Annotated in this window: 16 protein-coding genes and 1 pseudogene; 8 read left to right on the top strand and 9 right to left on the bottom strand. The window is 73.0% G+C overall.

All coding sequences use genetic code 11. From position 1 onward, the window contains the following. Positions 1-250, top strand: a pseudogene (locus AC2CHG_RS08590) (NAD-dependent epimerase); the annotation flags it as partial. Here AC2CHG_RS08590 and AC2CHG_RS08585 read toward each other — a convergent pair. Together AC2CHG_RS08585 and glpX are read right to left on the bottom strand one after the other, a co-directional pair. Beyond that, positions 247-1,131 (bottom strand): DMT family transporter, encoded by an 885-nt coding sequence (locus tag AC2CHG_RS08585; protein WP_436798865.1) that lies wholly within the window; start codon positions 1,129-1,131, stop codon positions 247-249. The pseudogene AC2CHG_RS08590 and the gene AC2CHG_RS08585 sit on opposite strands and share 4 nt — an antisense overlap. A gap of 92 nt (positions 1,132-1,223) precedes the next feature. Further along, a complete protein-coding gene (gene glpX / locus AC2CHG_RS08580) occupies positions 1,224-2,255 on the bottom strand; it encodes a class II fructose-bisphosphatase (protein WP_262012534.1) in 1,032 nt (343 codons plus the stop codon). A 147-nt stretch (positions 2,256-2,402) separates the two neighbouring features. Here glpX and AC2CHG_RS08575 point away from each other — a divergent pair, with 147 nt between their 5' ends. Next, positions 2,403-3,095 carry a DUF4245 domain-containing protein gene (locus tag AC2CHG_RS08575; protein ID WP_262012533.1) on the top strand — a complete coding sequence of 231 codons (693 nt, stop codon included), beginning with the start codon at positions 2,403-2,405 and terminating at the stop codon, positions 3,093-3,095. Positions 3,096-3,187: 92 nt separating this feature from the next. After that, a complete protein-coding gene (locus AC2CHG_RS08570) occupies positions 3,188-4,027 on the top strand; it encodes a hypothetical protein (RefSeq protein ID WP_355506658.1) in 840 nt (279 codons plus the stop codon). 39 nt (positions 4,028-4,066) lie between these two features. Here the strand turns inward: AC2CHG_RS08570 and AC2CHG_RS08565 are convergent, their stop codons facing one another. Together AC2CHG_RS08565 and xseA are read right to left on the bottom strand one after the other, a co-directional pair. Beyond that, on the bottom strand, positions 4,067-4,279 hold the full coding sequence (locus tag AC2CHG_RS08565) for an exodeoxyribonuclease VII small subunit (protein ID WP_120571616.1): 213 nt from the start codon (positions 4,277-4,279) through the stop codon (positions 4,067-4,069). Positions 4,280-4,292: 13 nt separating this feature from the next. Further along, complete coding sequence (gene xseA, locus AC2CHG_RS08560) at positions 4,293-5,549, bottom strand: exodeoxyribonuclease VII large subunit (RefSeq protein ID WP_355506655.1); 1,257 nt, start codon at positions 5,547-5,549, stop codon at positions 4,293-4,295. An 87-nt stretch (positions 5,550-5,636) separates the two neighbouring features. On the opposite strand from xseA, the gene AC2CHG_RS08555 reads away from it, so the two are divergent. Beyond that, positions 5,637-6,626, top strand: coding sequence for a 4-hydroxy-3-methylbut-2-enyl diphosphate reductase (locus AC2CHG_RS08555; protein ID WP_262012530.1), 990 nt, complete (start codon positions 5,637-5,639; stop codon positions 6,624-6,626). Between the two features lie 38 nt (positions 6,627-6,664). Continuing rightward, positions 6,665-7,081 (top strand): hypothetical protein, encoded by a 417-nt coding sequence (locus tag AC2CHG_RS08550; protein ID WP_262012529.1) that lies wholly within the window; start codon positions 6,665-6,667, stop codon positions 7,079-7,081. Between the two features lie 61 nt (positions 7,082-7,142). Here the strand turns inward: AC2CHG_RS08550 and AC2CHG_RS08545 are convergent, their stop codons facing one another. Together AC2CHG_RS08545 and AC2CHG_RS08540 are read right to left on the bottom strand one after the other, a co-directional pair. Then, positions 7,143-10,433 carry a S8 family serine peptidase gene (locus AC2CHG_RS08545; RefSeq protein WP_484524497.1) on the bottom strand — a complete coding sequence of 1,097 codons (3,291 nt, stop codon included), beginning with the start codon at positions 10,431-10,433 and terminating at the stop codon, positions 7,143-7,145. Between the two features lie 148 nt (positions 10,434-10,581). Then, positions 10,582-11,760 (bottom strand): DNA recombination protein RmuC, encoded by a 1,179-nt coding sequence (locus tag AC2CHG_RS08540; protein ID WP_262012527.1) that lies wholly within the window; start codon positions 11,758-11,760, stop codon positions 10,582-10,584. 54 nt (positions 11,761-11,814) lie between these two features. Here AC2CHG_RS08540 and AC2CHG_RS08535 point away from each other — a divergent pair, with 54 nt between their 5' ends. Further along, entirely contained in the window at positions 11,815-12,612 is a 798-nt protein-coding gene (locus AC2CHG_RS08535; protein WP_484524496.1) for a hypothetical protein, read from the top strand. Between the two features lie 80 nt (positions 12,613-12,692). Here AC2CHG_RS08535 and ppc read toward each other — a convergent pair whose 3' ends face one another. Both ppc and AC2CHG_RS08525 read right to left on the bottom strand, forming a co-directional pair. Further along, the gene (gene ppc, locus AC2CHG_RS08530; protein ID WP_484524495.1) at positions 12,693-15,479 is read right to left on the bottom strand and encodes a phosphoenolpyruvate carboxylase; all 2,787 of its coding nucleotides are present in this window, start codon (positions 15,477-15,479) and stop codon (positions 12,693-12,695) included. 123 nt (positions 15,480-15,602) lie between these two features. Beyond that, the gene (locus tag AC2CHG_RS08525; protein ID WP_484524494.1) at positions 15,603-16,631 is read right to left on the bottom strand and encodes an ABC-2 transporter permease; all 1,029 of its coding nucleotides are present in this window, start codon (positions 16,629-16,631) and stop codon (positions 15,603-15,605) included. Positions 16,632-16,715: 84 nt separating this feature from the next. Here AC2CHG_RS08525 and AC2CHG_RS08520 point away from each other — a divergent pair, with 84 nt between their 5' ends. Then, entirely contained in the window at positions 16,716-17,756 is a 1,041-nt protein-coding gene (locus AC2CHG_RS08520; RefSeq protein WP_262012523.1) for a S66 family peptidase, read from the top strand. A gap of 144 nt (positions 17,757-17,900) precedes the next feature. Here the strand turns inward: AC2CHG_RS08520 and AC2CHG_RS08515 are convergent, their stop codons facing one another. Next, positions 17,901-18,803 (bottom strand): cyclase family protein, encoded by a 903-nt coding sequence (locus AC2CHG_RS08515; RefSeq protein ID WP_484524493.1) that lies wholly within the window; start codon positions 18,801-18,803, stop codon positions 17,901-17,903. A gap of 155 nt (positions 18,804-18,958) precedes the next feature. Between AC2CHG_RS08515 and mfd the strand changes: the two genes are divergently transcribed. Beyond that, positions 18,959-22,612: a transcription-repair coupling factor gene (gene mfd, locus AC2CHG_RS08510; RefSeq protein WP_484524492.1), complete on the top strand. Its 3,654-nt coding sequence runs from the start codon at positions 18,959-18,961 to the stop codon at positions 22,610-22,612. The last annotated feature ends 36 nt before the right edge of the window (positions 22,613-22,648 follow it).

Genomic DNA, 22,648 nt, shown 5'->3' with positions numbered 1-22,648 from the left:
GGCGCGGGAGCGGGCCGGGGGGCCGCCGCCGCGGCTGACCCGGATGCCCTACCCGGTGCTCTGGCTCGGTGGCCTGGCCGACCCGTTCGCCCGGGAGATGCGGGAGACCGCGCACCAGTTCGCCGGGCCGTTCGTGATGGACTCCACCGCCGCGAGCGAGACGTTCGGGATCGACGGGACGCCGCTGGACCGGGTCGTCGACGAGATGGTCACCGGCCTGCGTGCCGCCGCGCCCGCCGCCGCCCGCTAGGGGCGGCGGGCCGGGCCGAGGGCGGCGACGAGCACGGCGACCATGGTCAGCGCCGCACCGAGCAGCGTGTCCAGCCCGGGGTGCGAGGCGGCGGTCGGCAGCACGAGGTCCAGCAGTACCGCGCCGACGATCTGCCCGGCGATCGTGGCCAGACCGAGCAGCAGCACCCCGGTGAACCGGACGAGGGCGGCGGCCAGCGCGATGAACACGATGCCGATCGGACCGCCGAGATAGAGCCACGGCTCGCTCGGGAACGCGCCCGCCGGCCGGCCGCGTACCGCCAGGTCCACCGCGAGAGTGACGAGCAGCGCCGCCGTGCCGACGGTGAAGTTGACGAGCGTGGCGGTCATGGCGCTGCCCGCCGCCGCCCGGACCCGCCCGTTGACCGCCTGCTGCCAGGCGATGCCCACCCCGGCCGCCAGCGGCAGCAGGGCCAGCGCCAGCGCGTCCGGGTCACCGAGCCGGTCGCCCACCGCCAGCAGGACGGCGAGCACGGTGAGCACCGCGCCGATCAGCCGGTTCGGGGTGACCGGCTGCGGGCCGGTCGGACCGATGCCGGCCCGGTCGACGAACAGGCTGCTGCCGGACTGCCCGGCCACCACCGCGACGGTGAAGACCGCCACGCCGAGCGCGCCGATGGTCAGCCCCTGCGTCGCCACCAGGAACGCGCCGCACACACCGCCCAGGCACTGCCACGGCCGCAGCGTGCCCGCGCGCAGCGCGCCGCGCAGGGCGGACAGTCCCCGCCGGCCACCGGGGGTGGCGGGGACCAGCACCAGCAGGATCAGCAGACCCACACCGAACGAGACCACCGCCGCGGCGATCCCGTCGGCCAGGCGTACGCCCAGCTCGCCGTTGATCCGGGACTGGACGGCGACCATCACGCCCGAGGCGGTGGCCAACCCGACACCGGCGACACGTCGCCCGGCCGACAGCGTCGGGGGTGCCGATGGTGCCGCCGTCCCGGCCCTGCTCACTCCTGCTCGGCCAGCGGGCGGCCGTCGAAGTCGACAGCCGAGTAGAGCGCGAGCTTCTCCAGGCGGTGGTACGAGTCGATCACCCGGATCGTGCCGCTCTTGGAGCGCATCACGATCGACTGGGTGTACGCCCCGCCGGAGCGGTACCGCACGCCGCGCAGCAGGTCACCGGAGGTGACACCGGTCGCCACGAAGAAGCAGTTGTCGCCGGTGACCAGGTCGTCGGTGAACAGCACCCGGTCCAGGTCGTGCCCGGCGTCCAGCGCCTTGCGGCGCTCGTCGTCGTCCTTCGGCCAGAGCTTGGCCTGCAACATGCCGCCCATGCACTTGAGCGCGCACGCGGCGGTGATGCCCTCCGGGGTGCCGCCGATGCCCATCAGCACGTCCACGTCCGACTCGCCGCGGGCCGCCGCGATGGCGCCCGCGATGTCGCCGTCGGAGATGAACCGGATCCCCGCGCCGGTACGCCGGATCTGCTTGACCAGGTCGTCGTGGCGCGACCGGTCCAGCACGCACACGGTCACCTCGGCGGCGTCGGTGCCCTTGACCTTGGCGATCCGGTTGATGTTCTCGGCCACCCCGGCGTTGATGTCCACCACGTCGGCGTACATCGGGCCGACCGCCAGCTTCTCCATGTAGAAGACAGCGCTCGGATCGAACATCGCGCCGCGCTCGGCCACCGCGAGCACCGCCAGCGCGTTCGGCATGCCCTTGCTCATCAGCGTGGTGCCGTCGATCGGGTCGACCGCCACGTCCACCTCGGGGCCGGTCCCGTCGCCGACCTCCTCGCCGTTGAACAGCATCGGGGCGTTGTCCTTCTCGCCCTCGCCGATCACCACGACGCCGCGCATCGGGATCGAGTTGATCAGCTTTCGCATGGCGTCGACAGCTGCGCCGTCGCCGCCCTCCTTGTCGCCCCGGCCGACCCAGCGGCCGGCGGCCATCGCCGCGGCCTCGGTGACCCGGACCAGATCGAGGGCGAGGTTGCGGTCGAGATCCTGGGGCGTCCGCGTCCTGGTGGTTGTCATGGCGGCCTCCTCGCGACGTTGCGGGGTGGGACCGGCGGCCACCGCCGCCGGTTTTGTCGCTGATCCTCACACGATCTCAGGTTCGCCGTCCCGGCGGGGCGGAGGAGGCCAGGATCACGTCACCCGGTGGGCTGCGACAATGGCCCTGTGGAAGCCGCACAGCCTGCCGACCGCACACCGACCGACGCCACCCCGCCGGAGGGCCAGCCGCCGGTCCGACCGGACGGCGGCCCGGCCCCGTCCGAGGGGCAACCCGCGCTGGTCGAGCCGGCTGCCGCGGCCGGCGAGCCCGCGCCCGCCGAGCCCGTGGCCGCCCCGGCGGCGGGCAAGGCCCGGTCCGAGCGGTCGCCGAAGGACATGGCGCTGTCCCTGCTGATCCTGCTGGTCCCGATCGCGCTGCTGCTCGCCTTCTACCGGGGCTTCCTCGGCGGCGACTCGCCGGTGACAGTCGACCCGGCGCCCGCGCTGGAGCAGGCCCGCTCCGCGAACGTCTTCCCGGTCAGCGAGCCGACCGGGCTGGGCGACGACTGGCGTACGGTGAACGCCCGCTTCCGGACCGAGCCGGACGGTTCGACGCTGCGGATCGGGTACGTGACCCCGGAGGGCCGGGGCGCGCAGCTCGTGGAGAGCAACGTCCCGGCGGAGAAGCTGCTCCCGGCCGAGCTGACCGAGGGGCAGCCGCAGGGCGCTGCCGACCTGCCCGGCGGGCTGAGCTGGCAGCGTTACACCGCACGCGGCAACGAGCAGGCGCTCGTCCTGCTGGAGCCGAACCGCACGGTGATCGTGGTCGGTGACGCGGGCGAGACGGAGCTGCGCAAGCTCGCCACGTCGCTGCGCTGACGTCCTCCCTCCGGGTGAGGCGGGATTGCGGATCCCCGCTTCCGGGAACAGAAGGGACATCGAGCCCGGACGACCCACCTGGAGAGGTTGACGTGAAGATACGACGCTTCAGCGCCACCGCGTTCGCCGCGGCGCTGCTCATTCCCGGCCTGGCGGCCTGCAACGGCAACGGGACGACGTCCGACGCCTCCGCGACCCCGAGCGCCTCCGGCAGCGTCGCACCGAGCGCCACGGCGTCCAGCAGCGCGGCCAAGCAGGCCCTGCTCGACTCCACGAACGCGATCCGCGAGGGGAACTTCAAGTTCTCCATGACCGGCGCGGGCTCCACCGCCGAAGGGCAGGTGCACGAGCCGAGCCAGAGCGCCGACATGCGGATGACCATCGGCGACCCGTCGTCGGACCTGATGATGAAGCTGGACCTCATCCACGCGAAGCCGGACAGCTGGGTCAAGCTGGAACTCGGCGGCACCGCCGCCGCGCAGATCCCCGGCGTGAAGAACCTCAACACCGGCAAGTACCACCACCTCGACCAGAACCGGATCAAGGGCAACCGGGCGCTGGGCTTCGACTTCGAGAAGCTCGACCCGGCCGGCAGCGCCGTCCTCACCCAGGGCGTCACCGAGGTGCGGCAGACCGGCGAGGGCGCGTACGAGGGCACCGTCGACGTGTCGAAGGCCGCCGAGGCGGGTTCGCTCGACCCGGCCGTGATCACCGCGCTCGGGGCGCAGGCCCAGTCGGTGCCGTTCACCGCCAAGGTCGACACGCAGGGCCGGCTCAGCGAGATGGTGCTCAAGATTCCGGCCGCCGGCCAGAACGCCGCGCAGGACCTGAAGATCACCTACACCGACTACGGCAACGCGGCCCCGGCCCAGAAGCCCTCGGCCGACCAGGTCGTCGAGGCGCCCGCCGAGTTGTACAACCTGTTCAACTGAGGTCCGCGGTGGGGTTCGGCGACCGGCCGGACCCCACCGTCAGTCCTCGGCGCGCTGGCGGGCGGCGTCGATGCGGGCGCGCGCGCCGTCCAGCCACCGCTGGCACACCCCGGCGAGCTGCTCGCCGCGCTCCCAGAGGGCCAGCGACTCCTCCAGCGAGGTGCCGCCCGCCTCCAGCTTCTCCACCACCGAGGCCAGCTCGGCGCGGGCCTGCTCGTAGCTGAGCTGTTCGTCCTGCTTCGTGCCGGTCATCGTCTCTCTTCCCTCAGCCGTCGACGGTCGCGGTCAGCTCGCCCTCGGCGAGGCGTACCCGCAGTGGATCGCCCTTGGCGACCTCGGAGGCCGCGCGGACGACGTGGCCGTCGGCGCGCTGCACGATCGCGTAGCCGCGCTCCAGCGTCGCCGCCGGGGACAGCGCGCGCAGCCGGGCCAGCGTGTGCCGCAGGTCGTCGGTGGCGCCCCGCAGCCGGTGCTCCAGGGACCGGCCGGCGCGGTCGCGCAGCGCAGACACCTCCACCGCCCGCTGCTCGACCATCACCTGCGGCCGGGCCAGCACCGGGCGGGAGCGCAGCAGGTCGATCCGGTGCTGCTCCCGGTCGACCAGGTGACGCACGGCCCGTTCGAGCCGGGACCGGGCCTGGCCGATCAGCCGGGTCTCCTCGGTCAGGTCCGGCACGATGCGCTTCGCCGCGTCGGTCGGGGTGGAGGCGCGCACGTCGGCCACGTAGTCGAGCAGTGGCGCGTCCGTCTCGTGGCCGATCGCGCTGACCACCGGCGTGCGGCAGGCGAAGACCGCCCGGCACAGCGCCTCGTCGGAGAAGGGCAGCAGATCCTCGATGCCGCCACCGCCCCGGGCGATGACGATCACGTCGACGGCCGGGTCGGCGTCGAGCACCTTGAGCGCGCCGACGATGTCGGGCACCGCGCTCGGCCCCTGCACCGCCACGTTGATCGTGCGGAAGTCGACGGCGGGCCAGCGGCGGCGGGCGTTCGTCAGCACGTCCCGCTCGGCCGCCGAGGCGCGGCCGGTGATCAGGCCGACCCGGCCCGGCAGGAACGGCAGCCGCCGTTTGCGGGACCGGTCGAACAGGCCCTCGGCGGCGAGCAGCTTCTTGAGCTTCTCCAGCCGGGCCAGCAGCTCACCGAGGCCGACCTGGCGGATCTCGTCGGCGCGCAGACTGAGCGTGCCGCGTGCGGCGTAGAACTCCGGCTTGGCGTGCAGCACCACCCGGGCGCCCTCGCGCAGCTCCGGCGCGCCCGCGTCCAGCACGTCGCGGTTGGTGGTGACGGTGAGGCTGAGATCGGCCGACGGGTCGCGCAGCGTGAGGAAGACGGTGCTCGCGCCGGGGCGGCGGCTGATCTGCGCCACCTGGCCGTCGACCCACACCCAGCCCAGGCGGGCGATCCAGGCGCCGACCTTCTGGCTGACCACCCGGACCGGCCAGGGCTCCTCGGCCGTGCTCCGTCCGTCCGGGCTGCTCCGCCCGTCCGGCGCCCCCCGGCCGTCCTCTCCCGCGCTCACCCGCCCACCCTACGGCCCGGGACCGACAGCGCCCGCGCGCGCCTCGCGGCCGCTGCCGTGCGGGAGGACGGCACGTACGATGGGCGGGTGACTGACGCTGAGACGACTCCCCGGACCGGCAAGCGCGTGCTCCTGGCCAACCCTCGCGGCTACTGCGCGGGCGTGGACCGGGCGGTGCAGACCGTCGAGGAGGCGCTGAAGCTCTACGGCGCGCCGATCTACGTGCGTAAGCAGATCGTGCACAACAAGCACGTGGTGCGCACGCTGGAGGCCCAGGGTGCGATCTTCGTGGAGGAGAACGAGGAGGTGCCGGAGGGCGCCACGGTCATCTTCTCCGCCCACGGCGTGGCGCCCGAGGTCTACGAGCAGGCCAAGCAGCGCTCGCTGCGGGCGATCGACGCCACCTGCCCGCTGGTCACGAAGGTGCACCACGAGGCCCGGCGGTTCGCCGCGCAGGACTACGACATCCTGCTCATCGGGCACGAGGGGCACGAGGAGGTCATCGGCACCGCCGGTGAGGCTCCCGCCCACATCCAGCTCGTCGACGGCCCGGACGGCGTCGACAAGGTCACCGTGCGCGACCCGGAGAAGGTGGTCTGGCTGTCCCAGACCACGCTGTCGGTGGACGAGACGCTGGAGACCGTGGCCCGGCTCAAGAAGCGGCTGCCGCTGCTCCAGTCGCCGCCCAGCGACGACATCTGCTACGCCACCTCCAACCGCCAGCACGTGGTCAAGGAGATCGCCCCCGAGTGCGACGTGGTGATCGTCGTCGGCTCGCGCAACTCCTCGAACTCGGTCCGGCTGGTCGAGGTGGCGCTCGACGCCGGAGCCCGCGCCGGCTACCTGGTCGACTTCGCGCACGAGATCGAGGACGCCTGGCTGACCGGCGCGAGCACGGTGGGTGTGACCTCCGGCGCGAGCGTGCCCGACGAGCTGGTCCAGCAGGTGCTCGCGCACCTGGCCGAGCGCGGCTTCGGCGACGTCGAGGAGATCACCACCGCCGACGAGCGGCTGACGTTCTCGCTGCCGCAGGAGCTCAAGCGCGACATGAAGGCCGCCGCCGCGGCCCGCGGCTGACCGGGAACGGATCGGCCGGCCGCCGCGTCCAACCGACCATGAAGACTCCTCGTACGGTGCTCGTCGCACTGCTCGCCGGCCTCGCGCTGACCGCCTGCGCCGCACCCGGCGACGGGTCCGCCGATTCCAGCCCGAGCCCGAGCCCGAGTACGACGGGAGCCGCCCCGGTGACCAGCCAGCCCGACCCCGGCACGAGCCCGAAGCGTCCCGGCCCCTCCTGGAAGGGCGGTCCGTCCACGCCGCCGGGGGTCGGCGGCACCGTCATCAGCGGCACCGTGCAGGCCGGCGTCGAGCCGAACTGCCTGCTGCTCGACGGCCACCTGCTCGTCGGTGGCCCGCGCGACGTGCTCAAGGCCGGCGCCCGGGTCGAGGTCACCGGCCGTCCCGAGCCGGGCATGATGACCACCTGCCAGCAGGGCACCCCGTTCGTGGTCGAGTCCGCCCGCCCCGCCTGACGCCGAACACGAAGGAGCCCCGCCCCCTGCGAGAGGGGACGGGGCTCCGTCGTTCAGCGGCTCAGTCGACCGCGAGGACCTCGACCGAACCACGGCCGACGACCGCGCCCTCGGTGGTGGTCACGGCCATGTCGCCGTACAGCTCCCGGCCGGCGGCCGGGGTGGACAGGGCGGTCACCGTGCCGTTGAGGGTGGCGGTGGCGCCGTTGGCCAGGGACAGCGGCGTGGACGGCGCGGAGAGCGTGCCCAGGGCCGGGGAGGCGAACGAGTCCCGGTAGTCGTACGCGGTGCTCGGGTCGCTCATCGAGTAACCGTCGACCACGACCCGGTAGGTGCCGGGCGTCGGGTTGGTCAGCGTGACCGCCTCCTCCGAGTCACCGTCGGCCGACTGGCCCACCTGGGTGGTGCCGCGGAAGACGGTCAGGTCCAGGTCGGCGCTCAGGTCGGACGGGTTGCCGATCCGGGCGGTGAACGAGGTGGCGCCGGCGGGCACCTCCACCGTGTACTCCTGGGTCGCGCCCTCGGTGATGCTGGGCCGCTCGGCCCGGACGCTCGCCAGCGGACCGCCGACGCCGGTCACCTGGACCGGGCCGAACGTGTTGGTCAGGCTCCAGCTCACCGGCGCCGGGGTGCCGGCGGTGACCGACGGGAGCTGGACCACGGCCGGCTCCACCTTCACGCCCTGCACGCGGGCCTGGAGCCGGAACGGGTTGTCCAGTGCCGGCGAGGTGCGACGCGCCTCCACCTCGATCTCCCACACGCCCGGCAGCGGGTTCTGGTAGTCCCGCTCCTGCGGCTTGCAGACCGCGGCGTCGGAGAAGTTGGTGTAGCAGGCGGTGCTGGCGGTGCTCTCGACCGGCACGCCGTACGGGTTGATGGCGATGAACCGGGTCTGAGAGCCGGTCGCGATGCCGGACAGGTTGACCTGCAGCGCGCCCGCACCCGGCGGGACGGTCACGAAGTACGACCGGAAGCCGTTGCGCTCGACCGAGCCGTCGGCCGAGAACGAGTAGGCCGGCGCGGCGACCGGGTTCGAGGCGATCACGACGGTGGCGACCTCGAAGTCGACAACCGAGGTGGCCGGGTCGTCGACGGTCATGATGGCGCCGTGCGCGCCGGCGGTCATCGGCTTGGCCTTCACCTTGACCGTGACGGTCTTGTTCAGCGGCAGCCACACGACCTTGGGGGCGCTGTAGGTGCCGTCGTTGCCGCGGAAGGCGACCTCGTGCTTGACGCCCTTGTTCGGGCCGCTGGTGCGGGTCAGCTTGACCTCGTAGTGGCGGCTCTCCTTGACCTTCTGGCCACCCCGGTCGGCGGCGCAGCGGTTGTAGAGGCCGGTGCCGACGTTCGGGTTCGGCACGAACGTACCGGAGGCCCGGTCGTAGCGGGTCAGGTTCGGCGACAGCTCGGTGCAGACCGGCGCCTCGGAGGTGTAGGTGCGGGTCTGCACGCCCTTGGCGAGCAGGCTCCACGCGCCCGGCACGTCGAACATGCCGTAGCCCTGCGCGTACGTCGGGACGCCGGTGATCGGCTTGGCCGAGGTGTAGACGGCCCGGCGCAGCGCGGCCGGGGTGACGCCCTTGCCGGTCGCCTTGGCGGCCGACAGCAGCAGCGCGGCGGCACCGGCGGCCTGCGGGGACGCCATCGAGGTGCCGTTGAGCATCTGGTAGCCCGGGGGCAGCGAGTAGCCCGCCTCCGGCACCGGGTTGCCCGGCTGCCAGGTCGGCGCGGTGGAGATGGCCGAGCCGGGGGCGGCGATGTTCGGCTTGAAGCCGCCGTCCTCACGCGGGCCGCGCGACGAGAAGTTGAACAGCGCGTTGTCCTTGCGGACCACCGAGCCGTAGTTGGCCAGCCAGGTGTCCTTGCTGACGCTCGCGGCCACGCTCACCACGTCGGTGGCGACGGACGGGTCGCCGACGGTGTTCACGCCCGGACCGGAGTTGCCGGCCGAGATGAACAGCTGCACGCCGTAGGTGTTGATCAGGTCGTTGTAGAGGACCGCGCGGGCGTTCGAGCCGTCGTTGAGCGCGGGCAGACCGCCGATCGACATGTTCACCACGTCGACCCTGCGGTTGATCACCAGGTCGGCCATGCCGGTGGTGAGCGCCGCCGCGGTGCAGCCGCCGCCCCAGGAGCAGGCGCGGGCGGAGACCAGCTTGGCGCCCGGGGCGGCGCCGTCGAAGGCGCTGTTACCCAGCATGTCGTTGGCGGCGGTGATGCCGGCGACGTGGGTGCCGTGGGTGCTCTCGACGATGCCGATGTTGACGTAGTCGACCAGGCCGGGGCCGCCGACCGGGGCGGTGTCCACGTTGCGCCGGTACTCGACCACGAACGGGATCTGCTCGCGTACCGCGGTGGCCGGGTTGTCGGTGCCGAAGTGGCCGACCTGGAACCGCTCCTTGTACGGCCGCATCACCTCGTCGTCGGTGAAGTCGTTGTTCTGGTTCGCGTCGACGCGGACGTCACCGGTGGTGGGGTTGTAGAGCACGCCCCAGAAGTCGGTGGTGTCGCCGTCGCGGTTGAGGTCGCCGCGCGCGTCGCTGTTCGCGGTGATGTTCTCGCGGAACACGTTGAACCGGTAGTTGCCGGCCGGCGCGGTCCAGGTGCCCAGCGAGGTGGTGAACGACGGGCCGCTGACCTCGGTCAGCATGGGGCGCCAGGAGGCGTCCTCCAGCGGGTCGGTGGCGGTGACCCAGTCGACGATCTTGCGCTCGCCGGTGGTGGTCGTCTGGAGCGCCGGGTGGTCGAGGTCCACACCGGAGTCCATGATGCCGATGGTGACGCCGCGGCCGTCCCACGCCGGGTTGGCGGCCTTGAAGGCCTCCGCGCCGGTCTCGTTCGTCGGCATGTACGGGTTCACCGCGCCGGTGTCGCCGCCCGGCCCGGCGAGCGTCTGGGCCTGCGAGGCGGTCTTGGCGCCCTTCGGCGCCGCCTCGGGCGCCGGGTCGGGGAGCTTGATGGTCTCGTCCAGGTCGACGGCGGCGACACCCGGCAGCGTGGCGGCCTTGAGCGCCTTCGCGGTCGGGACCTTCGCCAGCACGTAGCCGATCTGGTCGTACCGCTGGCTGACGGTGGCGCCGAGGCCGGTCAGGCCGTCGACGACCTTCTTGGCCGAGCCCTTCTTGGCCGCGATGATCATCGTGACGGTCGGCGCGTTCTTCGCCTCGGCCTCGTCGAGCAGCTTGGCGTCGTGGGCGCCCAGTGCCTTCGCGGCGGTCGGCTGCGAGGGTGGGGTGGCGGGGGCGGCGCTCGCGGTACCGGCGCCACCTCCCACGGTCAGGGCGCCGGCCGCGAGGACCGAGGCCAGGAGCGCGGCGGACGGTCGCCGGCTGCGCGTGCGGGGTTTACTCAACGTTCTCTTCCTCCAGAGAACAGGGCCCTCGAGGGGCAGGGCACGTGTGACGGTGATCCTGCGTGTCACGACGGCAGGTGTCACTACCCGGCCTGGGTTTGTGATCAGTCCGTGACACGAATCGGTCTACGTCATCGCGTGCGCCGTGTTAGGCGTCGACGTCCGTCGACCTCTCGGCCGATGTGGACGGCGCGCCCAGCAGCTCGGGTGCCTGCGGCTGCCTCGGCGCCAGCTCGACCTGCGCCGGCGCGGCCAGCTCGTCGTCGGAGACGCCCAGCTCGGCCAGCTTGCGGGCGCTGACCAGCACGCGCGCCTCCAGCGACCCCACCGCCCTGTTGTACGCCGTCACCGCCCCGCTCAGCGAACTGCCGAGCTTGCCCACGTGGTCGCCCAGAGTGGACAGCCGCCCGTACAGCTCGCGGGCCAGCGAGTGGACGGTCGCGGCGTTACGCGCCAGCGCCTCCTGCCGCCACGAGTAGGCCACGGTGCGCAACAGCGCCACCAGCGTGGCCGGCGTGGCGAGCACCACGTTGCGGGCGAACGCGTGCTCCAGCAGGGACGGATCGCGTTGCAGCGCCACGTCGAGGAACGGGTCCGCCGGCACGAACAGCACCACGAAGTCGGGCGTCTGGTCGAACGCCGACCAGTAGGACTTGGCCGCCAGGCCGTCCACGTGCGCGCGCAGGTGCCGGGCGTGCGCGTCCAGGTGGGTGTCGCGCCCCCGCTCGTCGCGCGCCTCCATCGCGGTCAGGTACGCGTCGAACGGCGCCTTTGCGTCCACCACCACCGTCCGGCCGCCGTGCAGCCGTACCACCAGGTCGGGGCGTACCCCCTGGTGGTCGGTCGCGGCGGTGACCTGCTCGCTGAAGTCGCAGTGTTCGAGCATGCCGGCGGCCTCGACGATCCGGCGGAGCTGGTGCTCGCCCCAGCGACCCCGCACCTGTGGCGCGCGCAGCGCGGCGACCAACTGCTTGGTCTCGGTGCGCAGCTCGCCGGAGACCGCGCTCATGGACCGCACCTGCTCGCGCAGTTCGGCGTACGCGTCGACCCGGTCCCGCTCCAGCTCCGCCACCCGCTGCTCGTAGCGGCGCAGCGTGTCGTGCAGCGGCGCGACCGCGCGGGCCACCGCCTCCTGGGACTGCGCCGTCGCCTCGTAGCTGAGCGCCCGCATGGACTGCTCCAGCCGGCCCTCGCCGGCCTGGGTGGCGGCGAGCGTCGCCTCCAGGCGGGCGATGTCGGCCGCCGCGCGCGCCCGCGCGGCCAGCCAGCCCACCGCGCCGCCCGCGGCGAGGCAGAGCACCACCACGGCCAGCGTCGCAAAGCTCATGGCCAAGAGCTTGCCAAACGGGTACGACGAGCGCCCGGTGGGTACGTTCGAGTCATGGAGTTCGCGTTGTGGCTGGTCCTGATTCTGCTGCTCGGAGGTGCGTTCGTGTTCTGGCGGAGGGGGAGCAGATCGCGTCGGTCGAACGAGCTGGCCGACGCCCGCGCCGAGGCGCAGCGCTGGTACGAGCGGCTCGGCGGCCAGCTGATGAACCTGCACGGCGACGCCCCGGCGGTCCGGCAGGCGCTCGCCGACGCCGGTGAGCGCTACAACGCGGCCGGTTCGCAGCTGGAGCAGGCCACCACGCCGCGCCAGTTCGGGCTGGCCCGGGAGACCGCGCTGGAGGGGCTGGCGTACATCCGGGCGGCGCGGACCGCGATGGGCATCGACCCGGGCCCGGAGCTGCCGCCGCTCGCCGCCGCCCAGGGTGCCGGCGCGCTCACCAAGGAGCGCCAGGTCGACGTGCAGGGGCAGACGTTCCGCGCCGGCCCGCAGCCGGGGAACGCGACGCCCTACTACTACCCGGGTGGCCGGTTCCAGGGGCGGCCGGTGCCGGCCGGCTGGTACTCCACGCCCTGGTGGAAGACCGCGCTCGGCGCGGGCGTCGGTGTGGTCGGCGGTCTCCTGATCGCGGACGCGCTGTTCTCACCCGCGTTCGCCGATCCCGGGTACGACGCCGGCTACCAGGAGGGCTTCGGCGACGGCCAGGACTTCGGCGACCAGGGCGGCGACATGGGCGGCGGCGACGCGGGCGCCGGTGGTGACTACGCCGGTGGCGACTTCGGCGGCGGCGGCGACTTCGGTGGCTTCGGCGGCGGGGATTTCGGTGGTGACTTCGGCGGCGGCGACTTCTAGCCGACGCCGCCGGCCGCGCAGGCGTTAAGAAGGGCCCCCTCTTATGCACGAGGCGTTAAGAGGGGGCCCTTCCTTACACGTCAGCCGGTGTTGCGCATGCCGGCCGCGATGCCGTTGACGGTGGTCAGCAGCGCCCGCTCCAGCGCCGTACCGTCGTTCGGGGCCCGCCGCCCACCCGGCGCGGTCGCCACCGCTCGCCCGGCGGCGCCGGATTCGCGGTACTGCCGCAGCAACGCCACCTGGAGGTGGTGCAGCGGCTCCAGGTAGGTGTCCCGCACGGCGAGCGTGCGCTGGAGCACCGGCGAGTTGTCCAGCAGCGCCGGTGCGGCGGTGACCGCGAGCACCTCCTGCTTGGTCAGCTCGTACTCCTGCTCGATCTTGTCGAAGATCGGGTGCAGCTTCTTCGGCACCAGCGTCTCGACGTACCGCCGGGCGATCGTCAGGTCGGTCTTGGTCAGCATCATCTCGACGTTCGACAGGAACGTGCGGAAGAAGTGCCAGTTCCGGTTCATCTCGGCGAGCACGTCGGCCAGCCCGGCCGCCCGCGCGGCGGCCAGCCCGGAGCCCACACCGAACCAGCCCGGCACGATCTGCCGGGTCTGCGTCCAGCCGAACACCCACGGGATGGCCCGCAGGCCGGACAGGCCGGCGCCGGTGTTCGGGCGCTTCGCCGGCCGGGAACCGATGTTCAGCGCGCCGAGCAGCTCGGTCGGTGTGGAGGCCCAGAAGTACGCGGCCAGGTCCGGGTCCTCGACCAGCGACCGGTACGACCGGAACGCGGACTCCGACACCACGTCCATCGCCGCGTCCCAGCGCTCCAGCATCTCGGCCGGCTGGCGGGGAGCGGTGTGCAGCAGCGTGGCCTGGAGCACCGCCGCCACTGTCAGTTCCAGGTTCTCCCGGGCCAGCGCCGGCAGCGTGTACTTGTCGGAGATGACCTCGCCCTGCTCGGTCACCTTGATCGCGCCGTCGAGCGTGCCGTACGGCTGGGCCAGGATCGCGTCGTGCGTGGGGCCGCCCCCACGGCCGACGGTGCCGCCCCGGCCGTGGAACAACCGCAGGTGTACGCCGTGCCGCGCGGCCACGTCCCGCAGCGCGCGCTGCGCCCGGTGGATGGACCACTGGCTGGTGGTGATGCCCGCCTCCTTGTTGGAGTCGGAGTAGCCGAGCATCACCTCCTGCACATCGCCCCGGGCCGCCACGAGCGCCCGGTACGCGGGCAGCGACAGCAGCTCGTCCAGCAGCTCACCGCCGGCGTTCAGTTCGGCCGGGGTCTCCAGCAGCGGCACGATGCCGACGCGGGCCCGCCCGGAATGCACGTCCACCAGGCCGGCCTCGCGGGCCAGCACCACGGCGGCGAGCACGTCGTCCACGCCGAGAGTCATCGAGATGATGTACGACTCGATCACCTCGGGGCCGAACCGGTCCTGCGCCTCGCGGATCGCCGCGAACACGTCGAACGTCTTGCGGGCCGACTCGGTGAGCGGGCTGTCCTGGGTGGAGAGCGGCCGGCGGCCGGTCAGCTCGTCGGCGAGCAGCTTGGTGCGTTCCAGCCGGGACAGCGCCGGGTAGTCGGACACCTCGCCGACCGCCTCGTAGAGCTGGGCCAGCACCTCGTGGTGCTTCTCCGCATGCTCCCGGATGTCCATGGTGGCCAGGTGCAGGCCGAACGCGGACACCGTACGGATGGTCGAGGCCAGCCGCCCGACGGCGGTGAGCTGGCCGGAGTTGCGGGCCAGCGACGCGCGCAGCAGTTCCAGGTCGGCGATCAGCTCGGACGAGCCCCGGTAGTCGCGCCCCGGCACGTGCGGGGTGTCGGCGCGCAGCCGCTCCCGGGTGTTGGCGAGCTTCGCCTTCACGCACCGCGCCTTGAGCCGGTACGGCTCCTCCGCGTTGACCCGGCGGAACCGGGGCGCCACCTCTGGTAGCGCGTCCAGGTCCTTGGCCAGGCTGGCGGACAGGTCGAGCGACACCGCACGCAGCCGCCGGGACACGCTGACCTCGGTGATCAACTCGTCCATCGCCTTCTCGGTGGCGGCGATGCCGTGCTCGTGCTGGATGCGCAGCACCTCGCGGGTGACCACCGGGGTGACGAACGGGTTGCCGTCGCGGTCGCCGCCGATCCAGGTGCCGAAGCTCAGCGGGCGGGACGTCGGCGACGTCTCCACGCCGAGCGTGCGCAGCGTGTCGGCGAGGTCGTCGAGGACCTGCGGCGCGGCCTCGGCGTACAGGTCGCGCAGGTAGTAGATCGCGTTGCGCGCCTCGTCGGTCGGATCCGGCCGGTCCAGCCGCAGCTCGTCGGTCTGCCACATGAGATCGAGCAGTTCGGCCAGGCGGCGGTTCGCCGGGCCCTCGTCGCTGGCGCCGTAGAGGATCGCGTTCGCGGTCTCGGTGTCCAGCTCGTCGGCCACCGCGCGCAGCTTGGACAGGATGGACCGGCGGGCCGCCTCGGTCGGGTGGGCGGTGAAGACCGGGCGTACGGCCAGCCGGCGGGCCGCGGCGGCGATCTCCTCGGCCGGTACGCCGCGCTCGGCGATCATCTTGGCCGCCTGGTCCAGCCAGCCGCCGTGGGTGGCGCGGCGGCGGCGCAGGTCCCGGGCGCGGTGCACCTGCTCGGTGATGTTCGCCAGGTGGAAGTAGGTGGAGAAGGCGCGGGCCAGCTTCGTGCCGGTGGTGACGTCGAGCCCGGCGAGGCGCTGGGCGGCGGCCGGCGCGTCGGAGCGGACCTGGGCGCGGATCTCCTCGACCAGGTCGAGCAGCGGGCGGCCCTCCTGCCGGGCGAGGGTCTGCCCGAGCAGCGTGCCGAGGCGGCGGATGTCGGCCCGGAGAGCGGCGTCGGGGCCGTCGTGGTCGTGCTGGTCGGTCACGGTTGCGCTCCTTACGCGAGGACGAAGGACAGCGCTGTCCGACTCCTCTGGATGGTATCCGCGCGGCCCCGGCGGACAGGAGGGGGACGGCGTGATGATCTGCACTCTGGGACGGCCCGCCGGTCAGCCCCGCTCGACGGCGTGCCGTCCCGGCGCAGGTCGCCGGCGGGCGCGGAACATCGTCGCGGTGAGCAGACCGGCCAGGCCGGCGGCCACCCAGATCAGCAGCCCGGCCAGTGCCCAGCCGCCGCCACGCCAGTCGAAGTAGATCGCCGACTTGAACAGGTCGGTGGCGAGGCCTGGCACGTTCCAGCGGTGCATCCCGCGCAGGAACGGCGGCAGGAACTCGGGCGCGTAGATGCCGCCGGAGCCGGGGTTGCCGAGCACCACGAGCAGCAGGATCACGATGCCGGTGCCGAGCAGCCCGAACCAGCCCTGGACGGCGGCGGCGACCATCCCGGCCGCGAACGCGGCGAGCGCGCCGACCGCCGCCACCGTCGCCACCTGATCGGGGAACACGCCGAGCACCGGCCCGACGAGGATCGCCCCGATGACGCCGAGCAGGATCGCGTGCACCGCGAGCGTGGCGATCCGCAGCCCGGCCCGGCGCAGGTCGCGCGGGCTGGTGCCGAGTGAGATGCCGAGCGCCGTGGACGCCAGGTAGCCGCCGAGTACCACGCCGACGGCCAGGTAGAACGGGACCAGGCCGCGCGGGTCGTCGGCGGAGACCGGCACGTCGTCGGTGACCTCCAGTGGCACCCCGGCCTGCCGGGCCGCCTCGGTGAACACGTCGGTGACGAGTTCGGTGGCGGCGGGCGCGCCCGCGCTGGCGGTGGCGAGCGTCAGGCCGCCGTCCGGGGCGGAGCTGAGCACCGCGTACACCGATCTGTCGGTGAGGCCGTCCTGGGCGGCGCCGCGGCTGTCGTACCCGACGGGTTTGATCGTGTCGGTGCGGGCGCGGACGGCGGACATCACGGCCTGGGCCTGCTGGTCGCTCGTGACCACGGCGACCGGCACGTCGCGCGGATCGGGCTTGTGCAGCGCGCCGACGTAGGCGGCGATGAACGCGCTCGCCAGCGCCAGGGTGCCGAGGATCAGCGCCGCCGTGCGGGGCAGCCAGTCCCGGGTACGCAGCTCCGGCTCGTCGTCCACGGCCACAGCCTATTGCGGGCATATGCCCGGCTCATGGGGTTTCGTCGGGCGAAAACCGCTGGTCCGGGCCGATAGCGTCGGGCCATGACGGTGCCTGTCTATCCCGCCAAACCGCAGCCCGGCGACCGGGTCGCGGTCGTGTCACCCTCCGCCGGCCTGCCGGGTCTCTTCCCCCATGTGTACGAGCTGGGCCTGCGCCGGCTCCGCGACGAGATGGGTCTGGAACCGGTGGAGTACCCGACCACCCGCGTCATGGGCGCCGACCCGCGTGACCGGGCGCGTGACCTGACCGCCGCGTTCGCCGACCCGACGATCACCGCCGTGCTGGCGACGGTCGGCGGGGACGACCTGATCACCGTCACCCCGTACCTGGACGACGAGGTGTTGCGGGCGAACCCGAAGCCGTACTTCGGCTACTCGGACAACACCAACGTGCTCAACCACCTGTACCGGCTGGGTGTCGTCGGCTACCACGGCGGCTCGGTGCTGGTGCACCTCGGGCGCTCCGGAAAGCCGCACCCGCTCACGCTCGACTCGCTGCGCGCCGCGCTGTTCACCACCGGCTGGTACGAGCTGACCGCCGCGACTGAGTGGGGCGACGAGCCGCGCGACTGGCGCGACCCGGCCACGCTGGCCGAGGAACCGCCGATGTACCCGTCCGAGGGCTGGCGCTGGCACGGCCCGGCCCGGGTGGTGCAGGGCCGGACGTGGGGCGGCAATCTGGAGATCCTGCACTGGCTGATGGCGACCGACCGCGTTCCGCGCGCGGCCGACCTGGCCGGCTCGGTACTGGTGCTGGAGACGTCGGAGGAGATGCCGCCCGCGCAGGAGGTCTTCCGGATCGTGCGCAACATGGGCGAGCGGGGTCTGCTCGCCGCCGTACCGGCGATCGTGGTGGGCCGCCCCAAGGCGTGGGACTTCGACCGGCCGCACACGGTCGCGCAGCGGCTGGCCTGGGCCGCCGACCAGCGGGCGGCGATCCTGTCGGCACTCGCGCCCTACGCCGGCGACCCGGTGGTGGTCTTCGACGTCGACCTGGGCCACACCGACCCGCAGGTGATCATCCCGTACGGCGGCGAGATCCGGGTGGACGCGGTGGAGCGCCGCATCGCCGTGCGCTACTGACCCGCCTTCACCCGCCGCCCTCACCCCTCGGTTGGCGGCGTGGGCGACGCAGGCAAGATCCACTCCGTTTCGCCGAGGTGGCGGCATTGGAGGGCGTTGAACCCCGCCATTTCGGGGAAGTGGAGTGGATCTTGCACGCGAGGATCAGACGATCGCGAAGGCGCGGACCGGGAACGTGCCCATCCCGGCCACCCGCGGCGGTGCGGCGGTGAACCGGAAGCCGGTCGGCGGCAGGGCGTCCAGGCCGGTCAGGTGCTCCACGATCGGGATGCCGGCGGCCAGCAGACCGGTGTGCGCCGGGCGCTGACCCGCTGCCGCCGGAGTCATGTCGTCGATGTTGATCGAGTCGATGCCGACGAGCGCCGCGCCCGCCTCGGCCAGCCACTGCGCGCCGTCACCGGTCAGGTAGGGCGCCTCCGGAGCGGCGTACGCGTCGGTGCCGAAGTGCGCGTCCCAGCCGGTGTGCAGCAGCACCGCGCACCCGGCCACGTCGTACGGGGCGAGCATCAGCCGGTCCACCGCCCGGGTGCCGGCCGGCACGCGTACCACCAGGCCGGGCAGGTCGGCGAGGCGGTCCAGCGGCATTCCGGTCAGGTCCGGGCCGTCGGCGAAGCGGTGCGACGGCGTGTCCACGTACGTGCCGGTGTTGGCGATCATGTCGATCCGCGCGACGTGGAACTCGACACCGGGCGCGTACCGGCCACGGGACTCCTCCCGGGTCAGCCAGTCGGTGACCTTCGGGGCGGGCCAGCCGGGCAGCGTGACCATGCCGTCGGTGACCACGTGACTCAGTTCGACGAGCTTCCGCCCGCCGCCGGCCGGTGCGGCCACCCCACGCCCGCCCTTGTGCGGCTCCTCGACGACGGTCCGGTCGGTGATCCGTACCTCGCCGACCATGAGCAGCCCCAGGTGCCGGACCAGCAGCGCGGCCACCTCGTCGTCGGTGACGTCCGGGTGCGGCACGTCCAGCCGGAACCCGTCGGTGCGCAGACCACCGCCGTTGGAGAAAAGCACCTCGGCGTCGAAGACCGTCCGATACTCGACCATCCGCCCACCGCACCACGCCCGGTCGCCGCCGGTCAAGATCGAAGATCGGGCGGACCCGGATCGTCGGTGGAGAGGGATAGGCTCGAACGGTGCACCCCCCGTCCGGCTGGACGCGGGGTCGTCGTCGTGTGTCGATCCGCTGGAAGTGATCACTGATGCTCACCGGACTCTTCTCCGCCGCCCTGGCCGACCCGGGGCTGGCCCGGGCGCGTGACCTGGCGCGCTCCGGTGCCGCGCAGGTCGACGGGCTCGACCTCACCGCCCCGGCCGCGCTGCGCCCGTTCGCTGTGGCAGCGGTCGCCGCCGACGAGCCGGCCGGCGGCGCGGGCCGCCCCGTACTAGCGGTCACCGCCACCACCCGCGAGGCCGACGACCTGGCCTCCGCGCTGGGCAGCCTGCTGCCGCCGGAGCAGGTGGCGGTCTTCCCGTCCTGGGAGACGCTGCCGCACGAGCGCCTGTCGCCCCGATCCGACACGGTCGGGCGGCGCCTCGCCGTGCTGCGCCGCCTCGCCCACCCGGACGCCGCCGACGCGCACGGCCGCACCGGGCCGCTGCGGGTCGTCGTCGCGCCGGTCCGGTCACTGCTCCAGCCGCAGCTCAAGGGCCTCGGCGACCTGGAGCCCGTCCAGCTCGCCGCCGGGGACGAGGCCGACCTGGAGGAGGTGGCCCGCCGGCTCACCGACATGGCGTACGCCCGGGTCGACCTGGTCACCAAGCGCGGCGAGTTCGCCGTCCGCGGCGGCATCCTGGACGTCTTCCCGCCCACCGACGAGCACCCGTCCCGGGTCGAGTTCTGGGGCGACGAGGTGGAGGAGATCCGCACCTTCGCGGTCGCCGACCAGCGCACCATCGAGGGCGTCGCGCAGCTCTGGGCGCCGCCGTGCCGGGAGCTGCTGCTGACCCCGGCGGTGCGGGAGCGGGCCGCCGCGCTCGCCGCCGAGCACCCCGAGCTGGCCGAGATCCTGGACAAGCTGGCCGAGGGCATCCCGGTCGAGGGCATGGAGTCGCTCGCTCCCGCGCTGATCGGCGCCGACGCGCTGGAACTGCTCGTCGACTGCATGCCGGCCGGCACCCACGTACTCCTCTGCGACCCCGAGCGCATCCGCACCCGCGCGCACGACCTGGTCCGTACCTCGGAGGAGTTCCTCCAGGCCAGCTGGGCCGCGGCCGCCGTCGGCGGCCAGGCCCCGGTCGACCTCGGCGCCGCCGCCTTCAAGACCCTGGCCGAGGTACGCACGGCAGCCCGCGCCCTGCGCCAGCCCTGGTGGACGCTCGCGCCGTTCGGCCTGGTCGAGACAGACGCGGCACCGGCCCGGCAGCCCTGGGAGGACGAGCCCGCCGAGGTCGACGTCACCCCCGACGACGCCATCGCGGTGAGCCTGGCCGCCCAGCCGGCGCCGCTCTACCACGGCGAGACCGCCCGGGTGGTAGACGACCTCAAGCGCTGGGCCGGCGAGGGCTGGTCGATCGCGCTCGTCTTCGAGGGGCACGGCCCCGCCCAGCGGGCCGTCGAGGTGCTCCGCGACGCCGGTCTCGGCGCCCGGCTCACCGAGGAGGTGCCCGCCGCGCCCGCGCCGGGCGAGCTGCTCGTGTCGTGCGGCTGCCTGACCGCCGGGTTCGTCGACGAGGCGTCGAAGTTCGTCCTGCTCACCGGCAACGACGTCACCGGCGGCCGGGGCACCTCCACCCGCGACATGCGGAAGATGCCCAGCCGGCGGCGTAACACCATCGACCCGCTGGAGCTGAAGGCCGGCGACTTCGTGGTGCACGAGCAGCACGGCATCGGCCGGTACGTCGAGCTGGTGCAGCGCACCGTCAACGGCGCCAGCCGCGAATACCTGGTCATCGAGTACGCGCCGAGCAAGCGCGGCCAGCCCGGCGACCGCCTGTTCGTGCCGACCGACCAGCTCGACCAGCTCTCCCGTTACGTCGGCGGTGAGCAGCCCACGCTGCACAAGATGGGCGGCTCGGACTGGCAGAAGTCCAAGGCGCGGGCGCGCAAGGCGGTCCGTGAGATCGCCGCGCAGCTCATCCAGCTGTACGCCGCGCGCAAGGCGTCCAAGGGGCACAACTTCGGCCCCGACACCCCGTGGCAGCGGGAGCTGGAGGACGCGTTCCCCTGGCAGGAGACGCCCGACCAGCTGGCCGCCATCGAGGAGGTCAAGCGGGACATGGAACAGACCGTCCCGATGGACCGGCTGATCTGCGGCGACGTCGGCTACGGCAAGACCGAGATCGCGGTACGGGCGGCGTTCAAGGCGGTGCAGGACGGCAAGCAGGTGGCGGTGCTGGTGCCGACCACGCTGCTGGTGCAGCAGCACTACAACACGTTCGCCGAGCGGATGAGCCAGTTCCCGGTGTCGATCCGGCAGCTGTCCCGGTTCCAGACGCCGAAGGAGACCGAGCAGACGCTGGAGATGGTCGCCGCCGGCACCGTCGACATCGTCATCGGCACCCACCGGCTGCTGCAGGCGTCCACCCGGTTCAAGCAGCTCGGGCTGGTGATCATCGACGAGGAGCAGCGGTTCGGCGTCGAGCACAAGGAGCACCTGAAGACGCTGCGCGCCTCGGTCGACGTGCTCGCCATGTCGGCCACCCCGATCCCGCGCACGCTGGAGATGGCGATCACCGGCATCCGGGAGATGTCCACCATCGCCACCCCGCCGGAGGAGCGGCACCCGGTCCTCACGTTCGTCGGGGCGTACGACGACCGGCAGGTGGCCGCCTCCATCCACCGTGAGCTGCTGCGCGACGGTCAGGTCTTCTACCTGCACAACCGGGTCGAGTCGATCGAGAAGACGGCCCGCAAGCTCCGGGAGTTGGTGCCGGAGGCCCGGGTCGCGGTGGCGCACGGCCAGATGGGCGAGGAGGCGCTGGAGAAGGTGATGGTCGGCTTCTGGGAGAAGGAGTTCGACGTCCTGGTCTGCACCACGATCGTCGAGTCCGGCATCGACATCCCGAACGCCAACACGCTCATCGTCGAGCGGGCCGACCTGCTCGGCCTGGCCCAGCTGCACCAGATCCGCGGCCGGGTCGGCCGGGGCCGGGAGCGGGCGTACGCGTACTTCCTCTACCCACCGGAGAAGCCGCTCACCGAGAACGCCCACGAGCGTCTGGCGACCATCGCCCAGCACACCGAACTCGGCGCGGGCATGTACGTGGCGATGAAGGACCTGGAGATCCGCGGCGCCGGCAACCTGCTCGGCGGCGAGCAGTCCGGCCACATCGAGGGCGTCGGCTTCGACCTGTACGTCCGGATGGTCGGCGAGGCGGTCTCCGCCTTCAAGGGCGAGAGCACGGAGGAGGAGGCCGAGGTCAAGGTCGACCTGCCGATCGACGCGCACCTGCCGCACGACTACGTCGCGGTGGAGCGACTGCGTCTGGAGATGTACCGCAAGCTCGCCGAGGCCCGCGACTCCGAACGTCTGCGCGAGGTCGTGGCCGAGATGACCGACCGGTACGGCGAGCCGCCCGCGCCGGTGCAGAACCTGGTCGCGGTGGCGCGGTTCCGGCTGCTGGCCCGCCGCTACGGGCTCACCGACGTGTCGATGCAGGGCAAGCACATCCGGTTCGGCCCGCTGCCGCTGCCCGACTCGAAGCAGATGCGGCTCAAGCGTTACCACCCGGACTCGGTCTACAAGCAGGCGCTCGACCAGGTCAGCGTGCCCCGGCCGAGCACCCGGCGGATCGGCGGCGAGCCGTTGCGCGACCAGGCGCTGCTGGAGTGGTGCGGTCAGCTCCTGGCCGACGTCCTCGGCAAGCCCGAGGAGTTCGCCGGTGTCGCCCGGTCCGGGGCGGGTGCGCGATGAGGTGGGCGGAGTCACAGGCCGGTACTCGGCGTGAGA

It is taken from the genome of Micromonospora sp. ATLC20 (genome assembly GCF_057196585.1).
Note: the sequence above shows the minus strand (reverse complement) of the source record. Positions and strands in the feature narration are given on the sequence as shown.

Excerpts from the sequence above, each read along its gene's own strand:
- AC2CHG_RS08585 (WP_436798865.1), bottom strand. The coding sequence starts at position 1,131 with ATGGTCGCCGTCCAGTCCCGGATCAACGGCGAGCTGGGCGTACGCCTG.
- glpX (WP_262012534.1), bottom strand. The coding sequence starts at position 2,255 with ATGACAACCACCAGGACGCGGACGCCCCAGGATCTCGACCGCAACCTC.
- AC2CHG_RS08565 (WP_120571616.1), bottom strand. The coding sequence starts at position 4,279 with ATGACCGGCACGAAGCAGGACGAACAGCTCAGCTACGAGCAGGCCCGC.
- AC2CHG_RS08550 (WP_262012529.1), top strand. The coding sequence starts at position 6,665 with ATGAAGACTCCTCGTACGGTGCTCGTCGCACTGCTCGCCGGCCTCGCG.
- AC2CHG_RS08540 (WP_262012527.1), bottom strand. The coding sequence starts at position 11,760 with ATGAGCTTTGCGACGCTGGCCGTGGTGGTGCTCTGCCTCGCCGCGGGC.
- AC2CHG_RS08535 (WP_484524496.1), top strand. The coding sequence starts at position 11,815 with ATGGAGTTCGCGTTGTGGCTGGTCCTGATTCTGCTGCTCGGAGGTGCG.
- AC2CHG_RS08520 (WP_262012523.1), top strand. The coding sequence starts at position 16,716 with ATGACGGTGCCTGTCTATCCCGCCAAACCGCAGCCCGGCGACCGGGTC.
- AC2CHG_RS08515 (WP_484524493.1), bottom strand. The coding sequence starts at position 18,803 with ATGGTCGAGTATCGGACGGTCTTCGACGCCGAGGTGCTTTTCTCCAAC.
- mfd (WP_484524492.1), top strand. The coding sequence starts at position 18,959 with ATGCTCACCGGACTCTTCTCCGCCGCCCTGGCCGACCCGGGGCTGGCC.